Origin of the sequence: Streptomyces purpurogeneiscleroticus (assembly GCF_020024005.1) — a bacterium.
Classification (GTDB): Bacteria; Actinomycetota; Actinomycetes; order Streptomycetales; family Streptomycetaceae; genus Streptomyces; species Streptomyces purpurogeneiscleroticus.
In genome coordinates this window covers 1-22,903 of sequence record NZ_NHSG01000091.1, presented here as the reverse complement: position 1 = coordinate 22,903, position 22,903 = coordinate 1, and the positions used below count along the sequence as shown (strand labels likewise).

19 protein-coding genes are annotated in these 22,903 nt (G+C 71.7%); 7 read left to right on the top strand and 12 right to left on the bottom strand.

Going from position 1 to position 22,903, the window contains the following annotated elements; genetic code table 11:
* Nucleotides 1-7 precede the first annotated feature (7 nt).
* The 5 genes from CCS38_RS03150 to manD all read right to left on the bottom strand — a co-directional run bounded on the left by CCS38_RS03150 (nucleotide 8) and on the right by manD (nucleotide 5,779).
* The gene (locus CCS38_RS03150) at nucleotides 8-493 is read right to left on the bottom strand and encodes an ATP-binding protein (protein WP_223731637.1); all 486 of its coding nucleotides are present in this window, start codon (nucleotides 491-493) and stop codon (nucleotides 8-10) included.
* A 70-nt stretch (nucleotides 494-563) separates the two neighbouring features.
* Nucleotides 564-1,610 (bottom strand): L-idonate 5-dehydrogenase, encoded by a 1,047-nt coding sequence (locus tag CCS38_RS03145; RefSeq protein ID WP_223731636.1) that lies wholly within the window; start codon nucleotides 1,608-1,610, stop codon nucleotides 564-566.
* On the bottom strand, nucleotides 1,607-3,004 hold the full coding sequence (locus tag CCS38_RS03140) for an MFS transporter (RefSeq protein ID WP_223731635.1): 1,398 nt from the start codon (nucleotides 3,002-3,004) through the stop codon (nucleotides 1,607-1,609). The genes CCS38_RS03145 and CCS38_RS03140 overlap by 4 nt, the downstream gene beginning before the upstream one ends.
* 100 nt (nucleotides 3,005-3,104) lie before the next feature.
* Nucleotides 3,105-4,565 (bottom strand): mannitol dehydrogenase family protein, encoded by a 1,461-nt coding sequence (locus CCS38_RS03135; protein WP_223731634.1) that lies wholly within the window; start codon nucleotides 4,563-4,565, stop codon nucleotides 3,105-3,107.
* 5 nt (nucleotides 4,566-4,570) lie between these two features.
* Nucleotides 4,571-5,779 carry a D-mannonate dehydratase ManD gene (manD, locus tag CCS38_RS03130; protein ID WP_223731633.1) on the bottom strand — a complete coding sequence of 403 codons (1,209 nt, stop codon included), beginning with the start codon at nucleotides 5,777-5,779 and terminating at the stop codon, nucleotides 4,571-4,573.
* 151 nt (nucleotides 5,780-5,930) lie between these two features.
* Here manD and CCS38_RS03125 point away from each other — a divergent pair, with 151 nt between their 5' ends.
* The gene (locus CCS38_RS03125) at nucleotides 5,931-6,644 is read left to right on the top strand and encodes a GntR family transcriptional regulator (RefSeq protein ID WP_223731632.1); all 714 of its coding nucleotides are present in this window, start codon (nucleotides 5,931-5,933) and stop codon (nucleotides 6,642-6,644) included.
* Between the two features lie 81 nt (nucleotides 6,645-6,725).
* On the opposite strand, the gene CCS38_RS03120 is transcribed toward CCS38_RS03125, so the two are convergent.
* The gene (locus CCS38_RS03120; RefSeq protein WP_223731631.1) at nucleotides 6,726-8,351 is read right to left on the bottom strand and encodes an amidohydrolase; all 1,626 of its coding nucleotides are present in this window, start codon (nucleotides 8,349-8,351) and stop codon (nucleotides 6,726-6,728) included.
* Between the two features lie 19 nt (nucleotides 8,352-8,370).
* Nucleotides 8,371-9,009, bottom strand: a complete 639-nt coding sequence (locus tag CCS38_RS03115; RefSeq protein ID WP_223731647.1) for a TetR/AcrR family transcriptional regulator — start codon at nucleotides 9,007-9,009, stop codon at nucleotides 8,371-8,373.
* Nucleotides 9,010-9,079: 70 nt separating this feature from the next.
* On the opposite strand from CCS38_RS03115, the gene CCS38_RS03110 reads away from it, so the two are divergent.
* Entirely contained in the window at nucleotides 9,080-10,504 is a 1,425-nt protein-coding gene (locus CCS38_RS03110; RefSeq protein ID WP_223731630.1) for a purine-cytosine permease family protein, read from the top strand.
* Between the two features lies 1 nt (nucleotide 10,505).
* Here CCS38_RS03110 and CCS38_RS03105 read toward each other — a convergent pair whose 3' ends face one another.
* A complete protein-coding gene (locus CCS38_RS03105; protein ID WP_223731629.1) occupies nucleotides 10,506-11,993 on the bottom strand; it encodes a UbiD family decarboxylase in 1,488 nt (495 codons plus the stop codon).
* Nucleotides 11,994-12,102: 109 nt separating this feature from the next.
* On the opposite strand from CCS38_RS03105, the gene CCS38_RS03100 reads away from it, so the two are divergent.
* Nucleotides 12,103-12,573, top strand: a complete 471-nt coding sequence (locus CCS38_RS03100) for a MarR family transcriptional regulator (RefSeq protein ID WP_223731628.1) — start codon at nucleotides 12,103-12,105, stop codon at nucleotides 12,571-12,573.
* On the opposite strand, the gene CCS38_RS03095 is transcribed toward CCS38_RS03100, so the two are convergent.
* Nucleotides 12,548-13,996: an aminotransferase-like domain-containing protein gene (locus CCS38_RS03095; protein ID WP_223731627.1), complete on the bottom strand. Its 1,449-nt coding sequence runs from the start codon at nucleotides 13,994-13,996 to the stop codon at nucleotides 12,548-12,550. The genes CCS38_RS03100 and CCS38_RS03095 overlap by 26 nt on opposite strands.
* Nucleotides 13,997-14,129: 133 nt before the next feature.
* On the opposite strand from CCS38_RS03095, the gene CCS38_RS03090 reads away from it, so the two are divergent.
* From CCS38_RS03090 to CCS38_RS03080, 3 genes are all read left to right on the top strand, one after another.
* On the top strand, nucleotides 14,130-14,951 hold the full coding sequence (locus CCS38_RS03090) for a DMT family transporter (protein ID WP_308050655.1): 822 nt from the start codon (nucleotides 14,130-14,132) through the stop codon (nucleotides 14,949-14,951).
* A gap of 215 nt (nucleotides 14,952-15,166) precedes the next feature.
* A complete protein-coding gene (locus CCS38_RS03085) occupies nucleotides 15,167-15,862 on the top strand; it encodes a FadR/GntR family transcriptional regulator (protein WP_223731625.1) in 696 nt (231 codons plus the stop codon).
* A gap of 136 nt (nucleotides 15,863-15,998) precedes the next feature.
* Nucleotides 15,999-17,435 carry a four-carbon acid sugar kinase family protein gene (locus tag CCS38_RS03080; RefSeq protein WP_223731624.1) on the top strand — a complete coding sequence of 479 codons (1,437 nt, stop codon included), beginning with the start codon at nucleotides 15,999-16,001 and terminating at the stop codon, nucleotides 17,433-17,435.
* Between the two features lie 205 nt (nucleotides 17,436-17,640).
* Here CCS38_RS03080 and CCS38_RS03075 read toward each other — a convergent pair whose 3' ends face one another.
* Both CCS38_RS03075 and CCS38_RS03070 read right to left on the bottom strand, forming a co-directional pair.
* Nucleotides 17,641-19,704 (bottom strand): tetratricopeptide repeat protein, encoded by a 2,064-nt coding sequence (locus CCS38_RS03075; protein ID WP_223731623.1) that lies wholly within the window; start codon nucleotides 19,702-19,704, stop codon nucleotides 17,641-17,643.
* A gap of 170 nt (nucleotides 19,705-19,874) precedes the next feature.
* Entirely contained in the window at nucleotides 19,875-20,369 is a 495-nt protein-coding gene (locus CCS38_RS03070; RefSeq protein WP_223731622.1) for an exodeoxyribonuclease V subunit gamma, read from the bottom strand.
* 286 nt (nucleotides 20,370-20,655) lie between these two features.
* Here CCS38_RS03070 and CCS38_RS03065 point away from each other — a divergent pair, with 286 nt between their 5' ends.
* Nucleotides 20,656-21,006 (top strand): methyltransferase domain-containing protein, encoded by a 351-nt coding sequence (locus CCS38_RS03065; RefSeq protein WP_263301633.1) that lies wholly within the window; start codon nucleotides 20,656-20,658, stop codon nucleotides 21,004-21,006.
* A gap of 774 nt (nucleotides 21,007-21,780) precedes the next feature.
* Here CCS38_RS03065 and CCS38_RS03060 read toward each other — a convergent pair.
* Nucleotides 21,781-22,800: a WD40 repeat domain-containing protein gene (locus tag CCS38_RS03060; RefSeq protein ID WP_372456976.1), complete on the bottom strand. Its 1,020-nt coding sequence runs from the start codon at nucleotides 22,798-22,800 to the stop codon at nucleotides 21,781-21,783.
* Nucleotides 22,801-22,903 lie beyond the last annotated feature (103 nt).

Genomic DNA, 22,903 nt, shown 5'->3' with positions numbered 1-22,903 from the left:
GAGGAATTCAGTCGCGGGCCGGCCGTACCGTGAATCCGCCGCGGCCGTCGAACCGCACCTCCAGTACGGCATCGAACCCGTCCGCCGGCGACGGCCTGCGCAGCCGCCGCCAGGTGGCGCGGACACCGACCTCGGGGACCCGGTCCCGGCCTTCCCGCGCGGCGTTGCGGCGCAGGGAGCCCGCGAGGTCCGGCGGAAACCAGTACGCCGTCACCGGTGCGCCGTACGCGTGGCCCATGGCCACCAGCGGATCCCACTCCGCCGGCGTCGGATTGGTGTTGTCGACCGCCACCGGCCGTCCGGCGGCCAGCGCCTCCGCGACCAGGCGCATCTGCCGTGTCTGCTTGTTCCGGGCCGAGCGGGGGAAGCGGTCCTTGCTCACCAGGGTGTGGCGGCCGGCGAGGTGCTGCTCGTAGAAGGTGGTCTTCCCGGACGCCTGGAGCCCGACGAGCACGGCCAGGACCGGTCCCGGTCCCGTACTTTCCGGTGGCATCCGCCGTGCACCTCCTCCCGCTCCGTTCCGGACCGTCCGGCACTTTCATGGTGCCGGACGGTCCGGGGCGTCACACGGCGCCGGGCGGCGCGGCGGCCAGCCGCAGCATGACCTTGCTGCTGCCGCTCGTCCGGTCGGCGGCGACGGCCAGCGCCTCGGCCGCCCGGTCGATGCCGAAGCGGTGGCTGATGACCGGTGACACGTCGAGGCCCTGGTGCATGGCGAGGAGCGCGTCGTCGATCTCCTCGACGAAGCGGTACGAGCCGATCCAGGTGATCTCCCGCGTGACGAGGTCCCCGAGCGCCGCGGGGACCGCCGCGCCGGGGAGGTTGCCGACCTGCACGACGGTGCCGCCGCGCGCGGTCGCGCGCAGCACCGGGCCGAGCGCGGCCGCGGCGCCCGAAGCCTCGAAGACCAGCTCGACGTCCTCCGGGAGGGCCGCGCCGCTGCCGAGGTCGACCGTCTCGTCCGCGCCCATGGCCCGCGCTACGCAGAGCGACGCGGCGGAGAGGTCGGCGGCTATCACCGCTGCGGCCCCGCGGTGCTTCGCGGCGGCCACCACCAGCGCGCCGATCGGCCCCGCGCCGTTGACCAGTACCGTCTTCCCGCGCACGTCCCCGGCGCGGTGCACGGCGTGCATCGCCACCGCGAGCGGCTCGGCGAGGGCGCCGTGTTCGGTGGTCACGTTCTCCGGGAGCGGCCGGATCTGCGCCGCGCGGACCACGCGGTACTCGCTGAACCCGCCGTCGGTGTGCGGATGGAGGGCCGCCGACCCGAAGTAGCGGACGCGGGGGTGGAGGTTGGTGCGGCCGGCGAGCCGGTCGGGCAGGGGCTCGTCGCCGACCGGCGTCGCCGGGTGGACGGTGACCGGCTGACTCTCCGTCAGGCCGGTGACGCCCTTGCCGAGCGCGGCGATCCGGCCGGCGACCTCGTGCCCGAGGACCAGCGGGTCCTTGAGCACGGCCGTCCCGGTTCCGCCGTGCTTCCAGTAGCCCACGTCGGAGCCGCAGACGCCGCCCCACTCCATGGCGAGGAGCACCTCTCCCGCACCCGGCACCGGGTCCGGGCGTTCGTCGATCCGGAGGTCACCGGGACCGTGCACGACAACCGACTTCATACCGCGTCCTCCAGACGCACCAGGTCACGCCCGCGCGATTCGGGGGCGAGGACGACGGACACCAGGGTGATGAGCGAGTAGCCGACCAGCATCGCTGCGATCGGCCACCAGCTGCCGGTGACGGCGGTGAGGGTGGCCGCGACGACCGGGCCGATGGCGGTGGCGAGGATGCCGCCGATCTCCTTGGCCAGCGCGAGCTGGGTGAACCGGGTCCGCGCGCCGAACAGTTCGGCCATCGTGACGCTCTCCAGCGAGAAGAGGCCGAGGACGCCGACGTTGAGCCCGACGATCATGCCGACCGTCACCCCGGCCGTGGTGCCCGAGGCGATGAGGAACATCACCGGGAAGGCGAGCAGGATGGTCAGCACGGTGAGGGCGAGATAGACCGGGCGGCGGCCGAAGCGGTCGCCGAGCAGCCCGACCAGCGGCACGGTGGCGAAGCCCAGCAACGAGCCGTACACGATGGCGTCGGTCGGGACGGACCGGTCGGCGCCCAGCGTGGTGGCGATGTAGCCGACGAGGAACGTCTGCACCAGGCCGGAGTTGCCGGCCTGCCCGAACCGCAGGCCGAGCGCGAGGAAGAACGCCTTGCCCTTGCGCTGCCGGAGACCGGCCTCGATGACGCTCTCGCGCTCCGGCTCGACGGCCTTGTCCGCCACCGCCGCGGCGGCCTCGGCGCGGGACATGGCCACGCCGTCCACGACGTCGGGCCGCTCCTCGAAGACCGGGCTCTCCTTGAGGTTCCGGCGCAGCCAGACCGCGAAGACCATGAGGCCGAAGCTCAGCAGGAAGGGCAGTCGCCAGCCCCAGGAGACGAGCTGCTCCTCGCTCAGCACGGCGAGCAGTATCGCCCACAGGCCGGAGGCGGCCAGAGTGCCGGAGTTGGTGCCGAGGGAGACCAGCGAGGAGATCAGGCCGCGGCGCTTCACGGGCGCGTACTCGGCGAGCATGACCGTGGCCCCGGCGATCTCGGCGCCCGCGCCGAAGCCCTGGACGAGCCGCAGGGCGACCAGCAGGATCGGGGCGAGGATGCCGATCATGCTGTACGGCGGGAGCACACCGATCAGCGTGGTCGACGCGCCCATCAGGAGGATGGTGAGGAAGAGGACTTTCTTTCGGCCGATGCGGTCGCCCATCCGCCCGAAGTACAGGGCGCCGGCGAGCCGGGCGACGTAGCCGACGCCGTAGGTCGCCATGGCGGCGATCAGCCCGATCGCGGGGCTGACGTCGGGGAAGAAGATCTTGTTGAAGACGATGGCGGCCGCCAGCGAGTAGAGCTGGAAGTCCATGAATTCCATGGCCGTGCCGAGCCAGCCGGAGACGGCTGCTCTGGTGAGGTCGCGCGTCGTTCTTCCGACGGTGCCGTCCGGCTCCGCCTGTGTGGTGTCCGTCATGGGTGAACTCCGTTGTTCTCCGACTGCGTGGGAAGTGTGGGGGGCGGCGCAGTGAAAAGGGGCGGACGCTCCGGGGCGCCCGGCCTCGGCCGGCGGGGTGTCAGACCTCGATCCGGCCGGCCCGCAGCGCGGGGAGCCGTGCGGCGACGGCGGAGACGAGCGCCCCGTCCCCGGCCAGGTCCGCCGCGCCGAGGACACCCAGCAGCCGGCGGACCGCGTCCGCGTCGTCCGGTGCCTCGTGCCAGCAGCGGCCCAGCGCGGCGGCCGCGGGGTCGGTCGTACCGAAGAGCTGCCCGCCGTCGTCGGCGGGGCGGGTGGCGTTCGCCCAGGCCGCGAGGGCGAGTTCGAGCACCGGAGTGGCGGTGGCGGCGGCGCGCAGCGTGCGCAGCGCGTCGAGCCACCGTTCCGGGATCTTCAGGGACCCGTCGGAGCCGATCTGCCGGAGCAGGTGCCGCACACCGGGGTTGCGGAACCGCTCGACCAGGTCGTCCGCGTAGGCCGCCGGGTCGGGGCCGCCCGCGGGCAGCGTCGGGGCGACCTCGGCGCACAGGGCACGGACGAGGCGCTCGGCCCAGCCGGTCGCCAGCGCGTCCGCGATCGTCGTGCGGCCCGCCGCGGCGCCGAGGTAGGCCAGCGCCGAGTGGGAGCCGTTCAGCAGCCGCAACTTGGTGAGCTGGTACGGCACGACGTCCGGGACGAAGAGCGCGCCGTTCAGTTCCCAGGGCGGCCGCGCCCCGGCGAAGGAGTCCGTGAGGACCCACTGCCGGTACGGCTCGCCGACGACCGGCAGCGCGTCGTGCACGCCGAGCGCGGCGCGGGCCGCGCGCAGGTCCGCTTCGGTGGTCGCGGGCACGATGCGGTCCACGATGGTCGAGGGGAAGGCGACCGAGGCCGCCATCCAGTCCAGTACGGCCTGCCGGTCCGGCCACGGCGCGGCCGCGACGAAGTCCCGTACGACGCGGCCGAGCGCGGCACCGTTGGCGGCCATGTTGTCGCAGGAGACGACGGTGACCGGGGCGCCGCCCGCGCGCATCCGCCCGGCGAGCCCGGCGGCGAGCCGCCCGACGACGGTGGTGAGCGGGCCCGCGGCGCCCGCCGCGAGGTCGGCGGCGATCTCCGGCGCCGCGGTGTCCAGGGCGCCCGTGCCATGGCTGCGGTAGTAGCCCTTCTCGGTGATCGTCAGGGTCACCACGGACACCTCGGGGTCGGCGAGCAGCGCGTCGACCCGTGCGGCGTCCGGGCCCATCCCCAGTGCCTCGACGACCGAACCGACGGCACGGGTGACGGTGTCCGCCGCGCGCAGCTCGGTCATCGAGTACAGACAGTCCTGGGCCCGCAGCGCTGCCGCGGTCCGGGCCGAGCGCGGCGCCACGACGGCGATACCCCACGGCTCACCGGAGCGGGCAGCGGCGTTCTCGGTGTAAACGGCCTGGTGAGCGCGGTGGAAGGCGCCGAGTCCGAAGTGGACGATACGGGGGCGCAGCTCGCGGGGATCGACGGGCGGCCGCAGGTGCTCCGGGATGCGGGGGAGGGCGGCGAGGTTCAGCACGGGAGACGTCATGGCGGTCACCAGTCGTGCACCGAGCCGTCGAGGCGGCGCGCGACGGGCAGGTAGCGGGCCTGGTACGGGAAGCGCTCGGCCGCCTTCTCGTCGTACTCGACGCCGAGCCCGGGCTCCTCGGACACGTTCAGCATGCCGTCGGCGAAGGTCACCCCGCTGCGGAAGACCTCGCCCGTCTCGTCCGCGTGCGCCATGTACTCCTGGATGCCGAAGTTCGGAACCGCGGTGTCGAGGTGGACGGCGGCGGCGAGGGTGACGGGGGAGAGGTCCGTCGCCCCGTGCGAACCGGTCCTGACCTGGTAGAGCGCGGCCAGGTCGAAGATCCGCCGCAGATGCGTGATGCCGCCCGCGTGCACGACGCTGGTGCGCACGTAGTCGATGAGCTGCTCGGTGATCAGGCGCTGCACGTCCCAGATGGAGGTCAGTACTTCGCCCACCGCGACGGGCGTCGTCGTGTGCTGCCGGATGAGCCGGAACGCCTCCTGGTTCTCGGCCGGCGTCGGATCCTCCATCCAGAACAGCCGGCAGTCCTCGACCTGCTTGCCGAAGCGGGCCGCCTCGATCGGGGTGAGCCGGTGGTGGACGTCGTGCAGGAGGTGGAAGCCGAAGCCGCAGCGCTCGCGGACCGCCTCCAGATAGGTGGGCGCGAAGCGCAGGTACGCCTCGGTGTCCCAGGGCTGCTCGTCGGGGAGCGAGGTGGCGGCCGGCTCGTAGACCTTGCCCTTGCGCACCCCGTACGTACCGCCGACGTCGGGGACGGCGGCCTGGGCGCGCACGGCCTTGTAGCCGAGCCCGAGGAACCGCTCGACGTCGTCGATCAGCGAGGCGGTGTCCGTACCGCTGGCGTGCGCGTAGACCATCACGCCGTCGCGCGAGCGGCCGCCGAGCAGCTGGTAGACGGGCAGGCCCGCGACCTTGCCCTTGATGTCCCACAGCGCCGTGTCGACGGCGGAGATCGCGGTCATCGTGACCGGCCCGCCGCGCCAGTACGCGCCCCGGTAGAGGTACTGCCACATGTCCTCGATGCGCGCCGGGTCCTTGCCGATCAGCAGCGGTACGAGGTGGTCGCGCAGGTAGCTCGCCACGGCGAGCTCGCGGCCGTTCAGCGTGGCGTCGCCCAGGCCGGTCACGCCGTCCGAGGTCGTGATGCGCAGGGTGACGAAGGTTCGCCCCGGCGAGGCGACGAACACCTCGACACGCTCGATCTTGCTCACAGGTTCCTGCTCCTTCGGGGGTGGTACCGATCGGTGATACTGGCCGACCAGCACTGGTATACAAGCACCGGTCGTACAGGTGCGCAATACTTTTGAAACGTGAATCACCAGCGTGGACGGGAAGGCCCGCGTGCCCCGATACGATGAGCGCATGGCCCGATCGAACCGGCAGCGAACCAGCCGCCGCGCCGTCTACGAGACGCTGCGCCGCAAGGTTCTGACCCTCGAACTTCCCCCGGGCGCCGCGCTGTCCGAGAACGAGCTCGCGGCCGCTCTGGGGGTGAGCCGTACGCCGGTACGGGAGAGCCTCATCCTGCTGTCGCAGGAGGGCCTGGTGCAGATCTTCCCGCAGGTCGGCTCGTTCGTCTCGCGCGTCGACCCGGCCAAGGTCGCCGACGCGCAATTCCTGCGCGAGGCCGTGGAGCTGGCGGCTCTGGACGATCTCCCCGCCGAGCTCGACGCGGACCTCGTCGAGGAGCTGCGGCGCAATCTCGCCGAGCAGGAGCGTCCGGGCCTGGGCCTGGAGGACTTTTTCGAGCTGGACGAGGCGTTCCACCACGCCCTGCTGCGGCTGAGCGGACACGGCAGCGCCTGGGCGACCGTGGTCTCGGCCAAGGGCCACCTCGACCGGGCGCGCCGGCTCGGCCTCTACGACACCGCCACCCCGACGGGCTTCGCCGCCCAGCACGTCGAGATCTTCGAAGCGGTGCTCGGGGGCGACGCGGCCCTCGCCCGCTCGGCCATGCGCACCCACCTCCGGGCGGTCTTCGACGACGTCGAGCGCGTCCGCGCCCGCTCACCCGAACTCTTCGCCAAGGACACCGGCTCGGTCCCGGTCCGCCGCAATGTTGTGGTGTGGGAGTGACAACGACTCGGTGCACGGCATAGCAGTACGGCCCCCGTTCCTCCGGCGCAGGAGGGAAGGGGGCCGCTGTATGAGGGTGCGTCAGAGGCTCGGGGCGCGGTGGGTCGGGCGGCCGTCGAGGACCGTGAGGACGACCGGGAGGTCGGCGAGGTCGGCGGCCGGGGTGGTGAGCGGGCTGTCCGCGAAGGCCGTGAGGTCGGCGCGGTGGCCGACGGCGAGGCGCCCGGCCGTGTGCTCCTCGCCCGCCGCGTAAGCCGCGTTGACGGTCACGGCCCGGAGGGCTTCCAGGGCGGTCAGCGCCTGGCCGGGGCCGTGCGCGGGCTGGGTCAGGTCGCGGGTGGGGCGGCGGTGGCGGGCCCCGGCCATGACGGTGAGCGGCGGGTACGGCGCTATCGGCCAGTCCGAGCCGAGGACGACCGTGGCGCCGGCGTCCCACAGGTCGCGGCAGCGCCAGGCGCGTGCGGCACGCTCCTCGCCGAGCCGGCGGGACCAGTTGTCGGTGTGGTCGGCCCGGGTGAAGTCGCAGCAGTGGGTGGGCTGCATGGACGCGACGACATCCAGCTCGGCGAAGCGGCGCACGGTGTCGTCGGGCACCGTCTCGATGTGCTCGATACGGTGCCGGACCGGGCCGGCGCCCGTGGTGCGGGCCTTCTCGACCGAGTCGAGGGCGTGCCGCACGGCCGCGTCACCGATGGCATGGGTGGCGGTAGGCACGCCCGCGCGGTGCAGCTCGCCGATGACGTGGGTGTACGCGGCGGTGTCCGGCCAGAAGGCGTGTGTGGACTCGCCGTGGCAGTCGGGGCGCTCCAGCCAGGCGGTGCCGTTGTCGATGGTGCCGTCCATGAAGAGCTTGACGCCCGCGGTCCGCCAGAGCCGGCCGCCCGTGCCCTGCTGCTCGATCAGCGCCCGCAGCGCATCCTCGTCGGTGCCGGGCTGGCACCAGGGCGCGACCCGCAGCCGCAGCGGCAGTTCGCCGGCCGCCTCCAGCTCCGCGTACAGGGCGAGGCTGTCGCCGTTGGCGTCCATCGCGTGCCCGCCGGTGAGTCCGGCGGCGGCCATCTCCCGCAGGGCGGTGGCGAGTTGGTCGCGGCGCTCCGCGCGGGTGGGCCGGGGCGCCGCGCGTTCGACGAGCTCGCAGGCGGCGTCCTCCAGGAGCAGCCCTGTGGGCCGGCCCGCGGCGTCGCAGACGACCTCGGCGGCCTGGTCGAAGGTGCGCGGCCCGTCGACACCGGCGAGTTCGAGCGCGCGGGGGCTGGCCAGCATGGAGTGGGCGTCGAAGAGCAGCAGGAGGGCCGGGACGCCGTCCAGTACGGGGGCGAGCGCGGCGGCCTCGACGGGGCGGTCGCCGAAGACGTTCGGGTCCAGGCCCCAGCCGTGCAGCCATGCGCCGGGCGCGAGCGTGCGGACCTCGCGGGCCAGCGCCTCGCGCACGGCGTCCAGGTCGGCGCAGCCCGACAGGTCCAGCCCCTGGGTGAGTTCGGCGCCCGACACCGGGTGGAGATGCCCGTCGACCAGGCCGGGGGTCACCACGGCGCCCTTGAGGTCGATGACCGTGGTCGAGGGCCCGGCGAGCGCGCGCATCCCACGGTCGTCGCCCAGGGCGGCGATCCGCCCGTCCTCGGACACGGCGAGGGCGGTCTCCGGCAGGAACGCGCCGGTCACCGGATCGAGCAGACGGGCGGAGAGCAGGACGAGGGCGGTGCGCACAGCGGCTCCTTGGGGCTGGTCAGTTGGGAGTGGTCCGGATGAGGGCGCCGCTCGGCAGGCCGAGTTCGCGCTCCGCCGTGGTGACGGCCATCCGGGTCACCGCGGGCGGACAGTTGTCGATGACGGAGTTGCTGTAGGCCCCCAGTCCGTCGATCACCACCAGGATCTGCATGGCCACCACCTCCGGGTCGTCCGTGCGGAACTCCCCCCGCTCGACGCCTGCGCGGAGGAGGCCGGACAGGCGTCCGACCCAGGCGTCCTCCTGCACGCCGACCCGGTCGCGCAGGACGGGCCGGTAACGCCTGAGATGCCGGGCATTGATCCAGAGCCGGCTCATGTCGTCGTACGCCTCGCCCGTCGCCCGGGCGAAGAACCGGGCCAGGTGCTCGGTGGGGGTACCGTCGGGCCGCTCCGCCGGGATGAGGCGGTCGAGTTCGGCGCTCGCGGCGCTGCCGAACGCCTCGGCCACGAGATCCTCCACCGCGGGGAAGTAATGACTGATCAACCCCGGGCGGACACCGAGCTGTTCGCCGATCCGCCGCAGCGTGATGCACTCCAGCCCCTCGGTCAGGGCGATGGAGGCGGCCGCATCGACGATTTCCGCACGTCGGTCGGCCGGCGATTTCCGGATTCGCTTCCGCTGAACGCTTGACGGCATACCCCGGATGCTATTGAGTGTCCGACCAATAAACAAGCAGGTGGGCAAGACCAGCACCCCGGAGGGCTCCATGGCGTCCACGCTTCCCGACCCGCAGCCGGACACCCACAGAGCGGACGACGCACCGCCGGCCTCCGGCCGGGCGGGCCGTATCGAGGCCCATGGCATCGACCGCATCCCCGAAACGGAACGCCACGGCAAGGCGCGGGAGCTGTTCTCCGTCTGGGCGGCGGCCAACGTCAACTACCTCAGCCTGGTGGTCGGCGGCGCGCTGATCCTCATGGGCCTGAGCCTGGGTCAGGCCATCGCGGTGCTCGTGGTGGGCAACCTCTTCTGGGTGCTCACCGGATTCCTCGCCGTCTCCGGCCCGGCCGCCGGCGCACCGAGCGAGGTGATCACACGGGCGATCTACGGCATTCTCGGCAACCGCGTGAACAACGCGATCGTCGGCTGGACGATCTCCGTCTGTTACTTCGCCCTGAACCTGTCCGCCGCCGCGGTCGCGGCCTTCTCCCTCGTCGAGAAGGCGGGCATCCCGGCGACCACCGGCGTCAAGATCGCCGTCGTGGTGGTCATCGCCGCGCTCACCCTGACCATCAGCGTCTACGGGCACGCCATGATCATGAAGCTCTACCTTCCGATCACCCTGGTCCTCGCCGCCGTCTTCGCCGTCGTCGCCGTCGGCGTGGTCGGGCACGCCGACTTCTCGTACACCCCAGCCGAGCCGCTGACCGGCGTCGATCTGTGGGCGACCCTCATCGCCGGGGTCACCCTCATCGCCTCGGGCCCGCTGTCCTACACCACCAGCGCGGACTTCTCCCGCTACCTGCCCAGTGCGACGTCCAAGAAGGCGATCGTGGGCTGGACCGCCCTCGGCGGCTTCGTACCGAGCATGATCGTCTGTTCCCTGGGCGCGTTCGCCGCGACCGCGGTCGACATGACCGACCCGCAGACCGCGCTGGAGAAGATCCTGCCCGGCTGGTTCACCCCGGTCTTCCTGCTCGCCCTGGTCCTCGGCACGGTCTCCCTCAACGCACTGACCGCGTACAGCGCCGGGCTGGCCCTCCAGGCCGTCGGCCTGCGCATCCGCCGCTCCGTCAGCGTGCTCTTCGACGGAGCCGCTGCTGTCGCCCTGACCCTGTACGCGCTGCTCGTGTCCAACTTCCTCGACACCGTCAGCAACGTCCTGCAGCTCACCGTCGTCCTGCTCGGCCCCAGCATGGCCGTCTACGCCACGGACATCCTGCTGCGCCGCAACCGCTACGACGGCCTCGCCCTCACCGACGAGACCCGCGGCAGCACCTTCTGGTACACCGGGGGCGTCAACCGGGCCGGTGCCCTCGCGCTCACGGCCGGCACCGCCGCGGCGGCGCTCTGCGTGAACACCCTGTACACCGGCCCGCTCGCCCGCGCCCTGCACGGCGTGGACCTCGCCCTGCCCGTCGGCATCTGCGTGGCCTCGGCCGTCTACGCGCTCATGACACGCCGCGCGTGACTCAGAACCCGTAATCGGCCCAGTTCTCGACGACCCGCTGCCGGGTCTCCGCCGGGAACGAGTGCCGGAAGGACGCGGTGACGCCCTTGCTGACGCCCTCGAAATGCTCGGGCAGCAGACAGCTCATGACGGACTTGCCGCCCCGGCCCGTGCGCACCTCCTCCGGAGTGAGGTAGGGGACCATCGGAATGCCCGGGGCCTCCGGGTAGCTGTACTCGCCGGTGCCGGGGTGGTAGCGGGTTGCCATGGCCCACACCACCTGGTTGATGTCGGTGATGTCGATGTCGTTCGCCACCAGCAGGACCTTGGGCACCAGCCACCCGGTGTGCGAGTGGAAGAGGACGTCGGCCACCGCGTCGGCCAGCTCCCGCTCGCCCAGCCCGCTCCCCGCCAGCCGCCGGATGTCGATGGACACCACGATCCAGCAGGTCGCGGCCTCGTACGAGCACCAGGCCAGATCGACCGGCAGCCCGCTGGAGCGCAGCAGGTCCAGGCTGACGGCGGAGATCATCGTGCCCCAGATGGTGTGGTTCTCCTCCGGGGGCAGGCCCGCCACGCAGACCGGGAGGATGGGATCGTCGCGGTGGGTGATCGCCTCGACGTGGAAGACGGGCTGCTGCTTGCTCCCGGCGAAGGAGTACCCGTGGTACTCGCCCATCGGTCCCTCGGGTGCGGTCTCGTCGGGGCTGAGGTAACCCTCCAGCACGATCTCGGAGTTGGCCGGGACGTACAGGTCGTGCAGCTCCGTGCGGACCACCTCGACGGGGCTGCCGGCGAGGGCGCCGACGTAGCCGTCCTCGTTGACCTCGGCGGGCAGCGGCATACCCGCCGCGGCCAGCGCCGCCGGCGGGGCGCCGAGCACCATGGCCCACGGCGTCGGCAGGCCCTTCTCGCGCCACATGGCGTGGATCATGCCGATGTGCTGCTGCGGCATGGCCGGGCCGACGAGGGTGGTGCGCCCGTGCAGCATGGTGCGGCTGACCGACCAGCTCGTCCACCGCCCGTCGGGGGAGCGCACGACATGGAAGCCGTACGTGCCGAAGTACCGGCCGCCGTCCTGCTGGTGCAGCAACGGGACCGGGAACCGCTCCAGGTCGACATCGTCTCCCGTCAGCACGTTCTCCTTGCAGGGCCCTGTCTCCACCACGCGCGGGGCGACCGGGTCCGCGTGCATGGCGGAGATCAGCTTCTCCAGCAGCGCGCGCGGCGTGGTGTCACGCGCCAGCCCGAAGTGCGCCGCGAGCCGCCCGTACGCCCCCTCGTCGAGCCCGCTCAGACCGGCGGGCGCGCCAAGAATCCGGAAGCCCGGCTCGGCCCCCGTCGGATTGCTGAACAGCGGCGCCGGGCTCCGCGTCTCATAGACCCGCCGGGTAATGGCGCCGACTTCGAGCAGGGGGCTGACCGGCCGCCGGATGTCGACCGCATCCCCGACGGCGAGCGAACTCTCCACAAAATCACGGAAGTTGAGCGCACTGCCGCGTTGCACCATAACCCGACCTTCCCCACTCACCACACACAGTAAGTACGTGTACGTCCTATCTGGTCGACGGTATAGTACGTACACGTCCTAATCAATCGCGGAGGAACGGCGGCGGGCAATGGCACGGAAGAACGCGGACGCGGAACTGCTGCTCGCCGCGATCAGCGGGCTCGGCCCCCTGGCCCGTCAGCTGAGCCAGGTGCACAACCGGCTCTGGTACGAGCAGGTCCACCAGGACCTGACCGGCCCGCAGTTCACGGTCCTGTGCCTGCTGCACACCCGCGGCGCCATGGACCAGGGCACGCTCGGCTCGCTCGCCAATCTCGACAAGTCGACCGCTGCGCCCCTGCTGGACCGCCTGCGCCGGCGCGGCCTGGTGGACCTCGCCAAGGACGACAGCGACAGACGGCGCAAGCTGGTACGCATCACCGACAGCGGCCGCGAGCTGGCCACCCGCCTCGCACCCGCGGTCGTCGAGGTGAGCGACCAGATGCTGGCACCGTTCACTCCGGAGGAACGCGAGCAGTTCCTCGCCCTGCTGCGGCGGGCGGTCGGGGCGCCCGTTACGCCCGGGGGAGGGCCTCGCTGAGGCGTTGGACGCCTTCCTTCAGCTGGGCGGTGCCGGGAGTGCTGACGTAGCTCAGGCGGAGGTGGGGAGCCGGGGGCTCGGCGGTGAAGTACGGGGCGCCCGCGGTGACTGCCACGCCGTGGCGCAGGGCGGTCGCGGCGACGGCGTGTTCGTCGGTGCCGTCGGGGAGCCGCAGCCAGAGGTGGTAACCACCGTGCGGCGTCTGCTGGGGGAGGAGCTCGGGCAGGGCGCTGTTCAGCGCGGTGAGCAGGGTGGTCCGGCGTTCGTGCAGGGCGCCCGCGAGCGCCCGCAGATGACCGGCCCAGGCGGGGGAGCCGACCAGTTCCAGGGCGGTCTCCTGGAGCGGGCGGGGAACGAAGAAGCTGTCGACGACCTGGATGGCGCGCAGCCGCTCCAGCGCCGGGCCGCGGGCGGAAAGGGCTCCGATGCGCAGGCTCGGGGAGGCCGCCTTGGTGAGCGAGCGTACGTGGACGACGACGCCGTCCGGGTCATCGGCGGCCAGCGGGAGCGGCAGCGGCGGGGCGTCGGCGTGCACCAGGCGGCGGGCGAAGTCGTCCTCGATGACGAAGGCGCCGGCTGCCCGGGCGATGTCGAGTACCTCGGTGCGCCGTTGAGGGGAGAGGGAGGTGCCGGTGGGGTTGTGGAAGAGGGGCTGGCAGACGAACGCGCGGGCCCGGGTGGCCTCGAACGCGTCGGCGAGCAGGTCGGTGCGTACACCGTCGGCGTCGACCGGTACCGGTACGGGCCGCAACCCGGCGGCGCGGGCGACGGCGAGCATGCCGGGATAGGTGGGGGACTCGACCAGGACGGGGGAGCCGGGCGCCGCCAGGGCCCGCAGGGCAGTGGTGAGGGCGCTCTGGCCCCCGGCGGTGATCAGGACGTCCGAGGCGTTGAGCGAGCCGCCCGGCCCGCTGATGTCGCGCGCGAACCAGTCCCGCAGCTCGGCCAGGCCCTCCACCGGGGGCCGTGACCACGTGCCGGGCCTGCGGCCTGCCCGGGCCAGCGCGGCGGCCAGCGCCCGTTCCGGCTGGAGAGTGGCGTGCAGATAACCGCCGTTGAGGTCGATGACCTCGGGCGGCGGGGCGGTGAGGGTGGCCAGGACGCCGGCGGCTTCCATGTTGCGGGGGCCCGCGTCGACGGTGGAGTGCGGGGGATCCGCGCTCAGCGCCACCTCCTGCCAGGAGACGTCGCCGAGTGCGCCCGAGGCGCGGCGTGCGGTGGCCTTGAAGACACCGGCGCCGGGCCGGGAGGTGACGAGCCCCTCGGCGGCGAGCGTTGCGATCGCCCGGGAGACGGTCACCGGACTGACCTGATACTGCGTTACCAACGCCCGGCTTGAGGGGAGCTTCTCCCCTTCCGGATAGCGGTTCAGCTCATTCCGCAAGGTCGCGGCCAATTGAGCGACACTGCTACTGTTGTTCATGACGATACAAGATAGCGCTACTCCTTCTTCGACGATAGCGGTCAGCGGTGCTACTGCCCCCGCTGGTACTCCCAGCAGTGGCACCCCCCGCAGTGGGAGCCCGCTCAGCGGTACTCTCCTGGCCGCCCTCGGCGTGGTGTCCTTCTCCTTCAGCTTCCCGGCCACCGTGTGGGCCCTGGACGGCTTCGGCCCGTGGACGGCGACCGGCGTACGCGGTCTGCTGGCGGGGCTGCTCGCCGCGGTCTGCCTGTACGGGGCCCGGGTGCCGGTACCCGGGCGGCAGCACTGGCCGGCCCTGCTCACGGTGGCCGGCGGCTGTGCCATCGGATTCCCGTTGCTGTCCACACTGGCCCTGCAGACCTCCACCACTGCCCACTCGGCCGTCGTGATCGGCATGCTGCCGCTGGCCACGGCCGCCGTCTCCGCCGTACTCACCGGCCGGCGGCCGTCGCGCGTGTTCTGGACGGCCGCCGTGCTCGGTGCCGTCGCCGTGGCCGCCTTCACCCTCCAGCAGAACCACGGCCTGCCGACCCTCGGCGACCTCTACCTCTTCGGCGCCCTGCTGGTGTGCGCCGCCGGGTACGCGCAGGGCGGCCGGCTCGCCTCCCACATGCCCGGCTGGCAGGTCATCGCCTGGGGCGTCGTCGCTGCCCTTCCCGTGTCCGCCCTGGTCACCGCCTTTGCCCTGCCTGCGGAGCCGGTGCAGCTGACCGGCAAGGCGGTCGTCGGCATGGCCTACATCGCCCTCATCTCCCAGTTCGGCGGGTTCGTCGCCTGGTACCGCGGGATGGCCGTCATCGGGGTGCTGAAGGCAAGTCAGATCCAGCTCGCCCAGCCCCTGATGACGCTGGTCTGGTCGGTCCTGCTCATGGGCGAACAGCTCTCGCCCCTCGCCGCCGTCACCGCCCTGATCGTGCTCGGCTGCATCGCGGCCACCCAACGCGCCCGCAGCTGACCCACCGGCGGAGCCGGTCACGGCCGGGTCCTGGAGCGCGTACGGCCGGCTCGCCGGGTCGCTGCGGGACTCCCGGCGGGTTCGGCGGGTCGGCCAGGTCACATCCAGTGACCTATTTACACCCCTCGGAGGGCCCGCTTACGTTCAGCAGATGCCTGATGTAGTGATCGCTTGAGCACAGGCTCTTGAAGCACAGGCTAAGGAGTCGAACAGCGATGGCGCTGTCCGATGAGATCGCCGAACGGCTGCTGACCTCGATCATCGACGGTCACTACCCGCCCGGCACCCTGCTGCCCGTCGAGGACGAGCTGGCGCAGGAGTACTCCGCCAGCCGGCTCACCCTCCGCGAGGCGGTCAAGGTCCTGCGCTCGCAGAACATCGTCCGCATCCACCGCGGCCGGGGCACCTACGTCAACGCCCCCGACCAGTGGACCGCGCTCGAGCCGATGATCCGCGCCGAGGCCCGCCGCCCCGGCGGCACCGTCTCCGAGAAGCTCATCGAGGCACGCGAGCTGATCGAGGCCGGCTCCGCGCGGCTGGCCGCGGTACGCCGCACCGAGGACGACCTCACCGAGCTCGCCGAGCTCCTGGAGGAGATGAAGGAGACGGCCGGCGCGGGCGACACCGATGCCTTCGTCGACGCCGACATCGCCTTCCACCAGGTGATCATGCGGGCGTCCGGCAACGCCTTCGTACCGCTGCTCTTCCAGCCCTTCGGTCGGCTGCTCGTCGACGGCCGCCGGGAGACCTCCGCCGTGCCGCAGATCCGCGAGAACGCCATCGCCCACCACCAGAAGGTGCTCGACGCGCTGCGCGCCGGCGACCCCGAGCAGGCGCGGCAGGCGATGGAGGGGCACATGGCCCAGACCGCGGACGACCTGCGCACACATGTCTTGAAGAGCGACGGCTAGCGAAGACCGACAGCCGGCCGAAGCGCGACGGCCAGTACCCCTCGCGCACCCTTCACCTCCCTTCCATACGGCATCCAGCACGCTCGCCGTCCGGCCGGTACCCCCTGCCCGCACGCCTGCACGAAAGAGCCGAACCATGTCCCACCCCACCCCCGAACCTCTGGGCCACCGCTCCGAGGAGGAGCTGCTGGCCGGGCTGCCGCCGGTGCGCGCCGTCCCCGCCGAGCGGGTCGCCGCGGCGATCGGCGGGCGCCGGCTGGTCCTCCTGGACGACGACCCCACCGGCACCCAGACCGTGGTCGGCCTCCCCGTTCTGACCACCTGGACCGTCGAGGACCTGCGCTGGGCGCTGCGCCAGGACTCCACCGCCTTCTTCGTACTGACCAACACCCGCAGCCTGGACCGGGACGCTGCCGCCGAACGCAACCGGCAGATCGTGCGGGCCCTGGTCGAGGCGTCGCGGGCGGAGGGCGTGGACGTTGTGCTTGCCAGCCGCAGCGACTCCACGCTGCGCGGCCATTTCCCGCTGGAGACCGACGTACTGGCCGACGAGCTGGCCGCGGCCGGTGCCGGTGACATCGACGGTGTGGTGGTCGCGCCCGCCTACATCGAGGCCGGCCGGCTCACCGTCGACTCGCTGCACTGGATGCGTACGGCGGAGGGCATGCTGCCGGTCGGCGAGAGCGAGTTCGCCAAGGACGCGACCTTCGGATACGTCAACTCCCGCCTCCCGGAGTGGATCGAGGAGAAGACCGCAGGCCGCACCAAGGCCGCGGACGTCGTCCGGATCACTCTGGAAGACCTGCGCGTGGGCGGCCCGGAGCGGGTCGCCGAGCTCGGCACGCTGCGCGACCGGCGGACCGCCTCGGCCGACGCGGTCTGCGACGACGATCTGCGCGTGCTCGCCCTCGGCCTCGCGCAGGCCGAGGCGGCCGGCGCCCGCCTGCTGTACCGCATCGCCCCCTCCTTCGTACGGGCCGGAGCCGGCCAGGCCGCGCGCGCCCCGCTCACCGCCGCCGAGATCGGCGCGCCCGCCGCGCCGCACGGCCTCATCGTCGTCGGCTCGCACGTCGGCCTGACCACCCGCCAGCTGGACCGGTTGCGTGCCGACGGCGGTCTCGCCGAATTCGAGCTCGACGTACACCAGTTGCTGGACGAGGGGCGGCGCGCCGCGCACATCGCGGAGGTGACGCGGGCCGCGGCCGACGCGATGGCGGCGCAGGACGTGGTCGTACGGACCACCCGTACCGTCATCACCGGCGAGGACGCGGACGCCTCGCTCGCCATCGCGCGCAGCGTCTCGGCAGCGCTGGTGGAGACGGTCCGCGCGATCACCGCGGCCCGCACCCCCGCCTTCGTCGTGGCCAAGGGCGGCATCACCTCCAGCGACACCGCCACCGAGGGCCTGCGGATCCGCCGGGCCTGGGCGCGCGGCACGCTGCTGCCCGGCATCGTCTTGCTGTGGGAACCCGTCGAGGGCCCCGCCGCCGGCATCCCTTACATCGTCTTCGCCGGGAACGTCGGGGACGACGACGCCTTCGCGCACGCCGTACGACTGCTCAGGAGCCGCTGATGCTGCTGCAGGGAACCGAAGCGCTCACGGCGGCCGCGGGCTCCGGCACCGCATGCGCGTCGACAACCGGACTCTCGACCAGCGGCTCAAGGCCATCCGCCCCAATCTCCGCGCCCAAGACCGGCACATCGCCACCCCGGTCCGAGGCATCACTCACTCCCTCTGGACGGCACGTGCTCGACTTCCAACGCGAGGGCAATCAGACTCAATCGTCATCTTCGCGCGATGGAGGCTCCTTCGTCTCTGCCTTCTGCTGCCAGTAGGTGAGGTCTTCACGCACCACAAAGGTGCCGTCGTGGTCGGGACCCAGCACTCGCACCGCATCGGCAAGCAGCTCCGTCAACGCGTTGACGGAGCCGACCGGATTTCCCATCTTCCCCTGCCAGAGGGCGAGCGTTCTGCGGATGCCGAGGGGTTGGCCGTGGTCGGGGCCCAGCACTCGCACCGCATCGGCGAGCAGCTCGGTCAACGCGGTGATGGCATCAGCCCTATCCCCCGCCTCCCACCGGCAAAGGGCCATCAAATGTCGGGTCTTGAGGGTGTCGGGGTACTCGGGGCCTAACACCCGTATCTGGTCGGCGAGCAGTTCGGTGAATCCGGTAACAGCACCAGCTGCATCCCCCGCCCTCCCTCGCGAAAGAGCGAGAGTCTGCCGGGTGAGAAGGGTGCTGGGGTGGTCGGGGCCCAGCACTCGCAGCTTGTCGGCGAGCAGCTCGGTGTGCGCGGCGACGGCGTCGGCCGCGTGCTCCGTTGCGCTCTGCCAGAAGGCTGCGTTATGCCGGGTACGGAGAGTTTCGGAGTGCTCCGGGCCCAGCACCCGCACCTGATCGCTCAGCAGGTCCGCCAGGGCGGCGACGCCTTTTGCCGGTTCCCTTGCCCCCTGCCAGAAAGCCAGTTCTCCCCGAGCGGTGAGGGTATCGGGGTGATCCGCTCCGAGATGGTGGCGTGTGGTGCGTGCAAGGTGCTGGTAGTACGTGATGGCGCCAGTGAACCGTCCACTGCTGCCAAGGCTGTGGCCGAACTGGAAGAGCACCGGGTGAATGCCGGGGTGGTAGAGAGCGTCCCGCGCGTGGTGGGTGAGAGCGTCGGTGTTGGAGCGCAGGGCCTGTGCCAGGTCGGTGGTATCGCCACCCTCGATGATGTCGGGCCAGGCGGCGAGCAGGGCGTCGGCGGCGACCCGGACAAGGCGATCGTGTTGTTCGGTGGGCAGGTCCTCGCGAGCGACGCGTTGGATGAGAGCATGTACACGCAGTGCGCGGTGGGGGATGCCGGGGGTGTGGTCGGCGAGGCTGAGCCGGTGCAGGCACCGTAGCGCGTCACCGGCGTCGGCGGCGGTCACCTGCTGCTGGCCGACACCGGGGTCACCGGGTTGGGATGTGCGGTGTTCGGTGAGGTAGGCGAGAGCTGGGGGGCTGGTCAAAACGGCATGGGGGATGCCATTGGGGTCCAACATCGCGGCCAGGGCCAGGAGAGGCCGGGCCAGACCGCGCGGGCGAAGCCGCTCGGCGTACTCCAGGCAGAGGGACCAGGTGGCGGCGACGGTGGCGTGGTAATCGTCGGGCAGTCCGCCCGGGTCGGGCAGCAGACTGGGCAGGGTGCGGGAGCGGTCGGCCAGCCGGGCGCGGTAGGCGGCGCAGGACAAGCCGAGGTCAGTCAGGTATGCGGCGGCCTGCGCGAGGGCAAGTGGCAGGTGGCCCAGGTCGGCGGCCAGCCCAGAGATCTGCTGCGGGTCGTCGCAGCAACCGTGGGCGGTGAGGACGGTGGTCAGGTAGGCGGCGGCTTCCTCGGGGGCGAAGACTCCGACATCGATGCGGTGCCGAGCGGGGCCGGTCAGAGCGGCGTCCCGGCGGCGGGTGGTGACCAGCGTACGGCCGCTGGGATTCCGCGGGGGCCACAGGCCTCGCAGGTCAGCGGGATCAGTCAGGTCGTCCAGGACGATCAGCCACCGCCGGTCAGTGGTCTCCGCCCAGTGCAGGAACCGTGCGGCGGCCCGCTCGGGATCCTCGGGGTCGGCCCCCGCTACCTCGATGCCGGCCTGCGCGTAGGTGCTGATGATCGCGTCCCGGCTGCCGGCCGCCACCCAGACCAGCAGATCCAACTGTCCGGTCTGCCAGGCGGTGCGGGCGTGGTGGGCGGCCAGCTGAGTTTTGCCCATGCCCCCGGTCCCAGCCAGCACCTGGCACAGCACCACCGTTTGGCTCTCGCTCATCGCCGCGGCCAGGTACTCGACCGTGGCCCGGTGCTGGAAGCAGTCCGCCTGCCGCGGCACAGGACTCCCGGCCCGGTGCGGCCACGTCACAGGGGCGCGCGGAGTAGCATAATGCGCCACCGTGTCGATGCGCTCGATGTGCAATTCCCCGGCTGCAATCGACTGATTCTGCGCGAAGACGGACGCTTTGGCGCTGATATGCGGGACTTGCCGTGTGGTGCCGAGCGCGGTCAGCCCCTTTTCCCCTCCGGGCCCGGCAGGGGAGGGGTACTGAAGGTCATATCGCGCGCGTGCATTTGTACGGCGGCCGCTGACCCGCTCTCAGCCTGGACATGCGCGTCACCGCCGATGGCAACGTTCTCGTCGCCGACCAATCCGTCTGCGGCGGCCTGGCCGACCAAAGCGACCACGTCACGCAGTTGGGCGGCCGCCCGTTGCCGGTCAACGTCGTTCAGATCCTCCAGCAAGTCTTGGAACCGGGCCTGCCATGAGGCCGCCACCTGGCCCCGCACCCGGTCGGCCTGGTCGATATCGGTGCTCTCCAGCTCGGCTGCCGTCCGATCCAGCCGTTCCAGGAACCTCGCCTGGGCGGCATCCGGTGCCGGGCCGCGGCCGAGGAGACGGGCCACCCGCTCCCGGAAACTCTGCCAGGCGTCCGTGCCTGCCGCCTGGGCAACCGCCACCCCGGCCGCAGAAGCCAGAGCCATCAATGCCTGATCCAGCATGCCGCCCCCTATGCCGATCCGAGCACAAGCACCTCTTACCGGCATAGGCAGCGTACTGCGCCGACCGCCCCGCGTGACCGGCCCGTCAGACGATTGCCCGCGCCGTCGACAGCCCCCTTCCTCACAACATCTCTTGTCCGGCTGTGGTGGTGGACATGCTTCACCACTGGATCCGCAGCCGGGGGAGAGGATCCTGGAATTCGGCACGGGGGCGGGATACAGCACGGCCCTGCTCGCCCAACGTACCGCCCCCTAGCACATCGTCACCGTCGAGATCGACCCGGGCTTGGCGAAGCGTGCCGAGGAACGATTGCACACCCTCGGTCTGGCCCCGCAGGTAGTGGCCGGCAACGGCGAGCAGGGGGACCCCGGCCACGCCCCGTACGACCGGATCATCTCCACCACCGCGGTACGGGAGATCCCCTGTGCCTGGTTGGAGCAACTCCGCCCAGGCGGCGTACTCCTCACCCCGATCGACACCCCGTTCGGCTGCGACCCGCTGACCCGCATGGTCGGTGACGGGCACGGCGGCGCGGAAGGTCACATGGTGGGCGGGACGTCCATGAAGGTGCGCGGGCAGCGCACGGCGCGTTCTTACGGAGAACTGGGCTGGCCGTCCTGGGAAATTACCGGGTGAGTGCAGGCCCCGAAGGGCAGCGGATCCGAACCGCGCCGTAAGGGAGCGGGAAGAGGAGAGCCGCCGCTGGCGCCGACCGACATCATCGCCATACCACCCGCTCGGCACCAGAACGATTTCGATGCCCTAAGGCGCTCGAGAAGCATGCCAGCAGACAGATGGACCGAGGTGCGGAGCTCGATTCGCGCCTCTCCGCGGCTCCCTGCACCGCGTCAGGCACTCTGGCTCAGAAATGACACGGAGCCGAGACTGCAACGAGTGACATGGCGTGAGACACCCAACGGCCAGGCCGTTCCTGATGGCTCTCGGCGGGTGATGGGCCTAGCTTCGGCGCGGGAACGCGCCAGACATCGTGCGGCGTCATGAATTGACCGACGCGCAGTGGCGAACGATCGAGCCGCTTCTGCCGGTGGGGGCAGGCCCGGCGGGCAGTGGGCCGACCATCACAAGGTGATCAATGTGGTGCTGTTGCGGGCCCACACCGGTGTGCTGTGGCCGGACTGCCCGGACGATATGGCCCTTGGCAGAGCGTCTATGAGCGGCATCGCCGCGGTCGGTGGACGGCACGGGGCAACAGATTCTGGCCGAGCTGCAGATCGCGGCCGATGCCGCCGATCGCCGGACCCGTGGCCAGGCCGCCCTGTTGGAAGCAGACCACCGAAGACAGCATCACGGGGTGCTGGCCGGCTCGTCAACGGCGGCGCGGCCCAGCTTCTCGTCCATTGCGCCCACGCCGCCTGTGGCAGCAACCGTAAGAGAGCGAAAGGCAGAGCGTCAGGTGCAGACCGGGGTGGCGGCCTGGCCTCCTAGGTACGCAGACCGTTCCTCCTTCGTGAAGTCTCGCCGGAGGGCCGAGCAGATCATTTTCTCAGCCTCTTCCGCTCCGGATACGTACGAACTCCACCACCGTATGGTCATGTCCCCGCTGCTGGTGGCGAGGGTCTTGCCGTCGGGGTTGAACGCCACCGAGGCCACGGGGCTGGTGTGGCCGGTGAGGGTCTCGCGGGGTGTGCCGGTGGTGGCGTCCCACAGCCGCACCGTCTCGTCGTCGCTGCCGATGGCGAGGGTTTTGCCGTCCGGGCTGAACGCCACCGCCTCCACGGTATCGGTGTGGCCGGTGAGGCGGCGCTGGAGGGGAAGCGCCGCGGCCGCGGACAGGCTGGCGGCGGCTTCGGCAGTGGGGCTGGTGCGGTATGCCTGGATGGCCAGGAGAGAAGCCAGGTCCGGCTGACTGCCAATCAAGGCGTCGGACTGGACGGCCAGGTGTTGCGACAATCGAGCCAGTGCCCGGTACTGCGCATCGACCGCGGTTTGCCGTTGCCAGAAGGCCACGCCCGCGATGCACAGGGCGAGGGCGAGCAGCCCGGCCAGGGAGATGTTGATGCGTCGGGCACGGCGGATCGCGGCCTGTTGCCGTTGTCGGCTGGCTGCCAGGAGCGTGGTGATGTCCGCCGGCAGGGAGCGCTGTCGGGCCCAGTCCAGGCCTTCCGCGAGGACGCTGCCGGCGAGCAGGTCTTCCGGTAGGCCGCTTGCGGTGTGGCGTGCTGCCTGCTCGGTGGTGCGGTGCAGCCAGAGCTGGGAGCGTTGGTCTTGGGCTACCCAGTCACGCAGGTCGCTCCAGTCTCGGATGAGGGCGTCGTGGACGAGCTCCGCCATCGGCTGGCCGTGGATGTCGTCCGGCCGGACCGCGGTGTGGGTGGTGATAACGCTGTGGCGGGTCAGGGCGGCCACGACCTCGTCGAAGGCTGCCTCGTCCGCGGCGCCCGGCCCGGTGTCGGCGCTGAGGGCGCGCAGGCGGGTGGGGAGATCTGCTGGCGGGTGGCCGGGACGGCGTGGGCTTCGTCGGCGGGGCGGACCAGGGCGGTCAGCAGTCGCTGTGCGATCGGGCGGTGGGTGG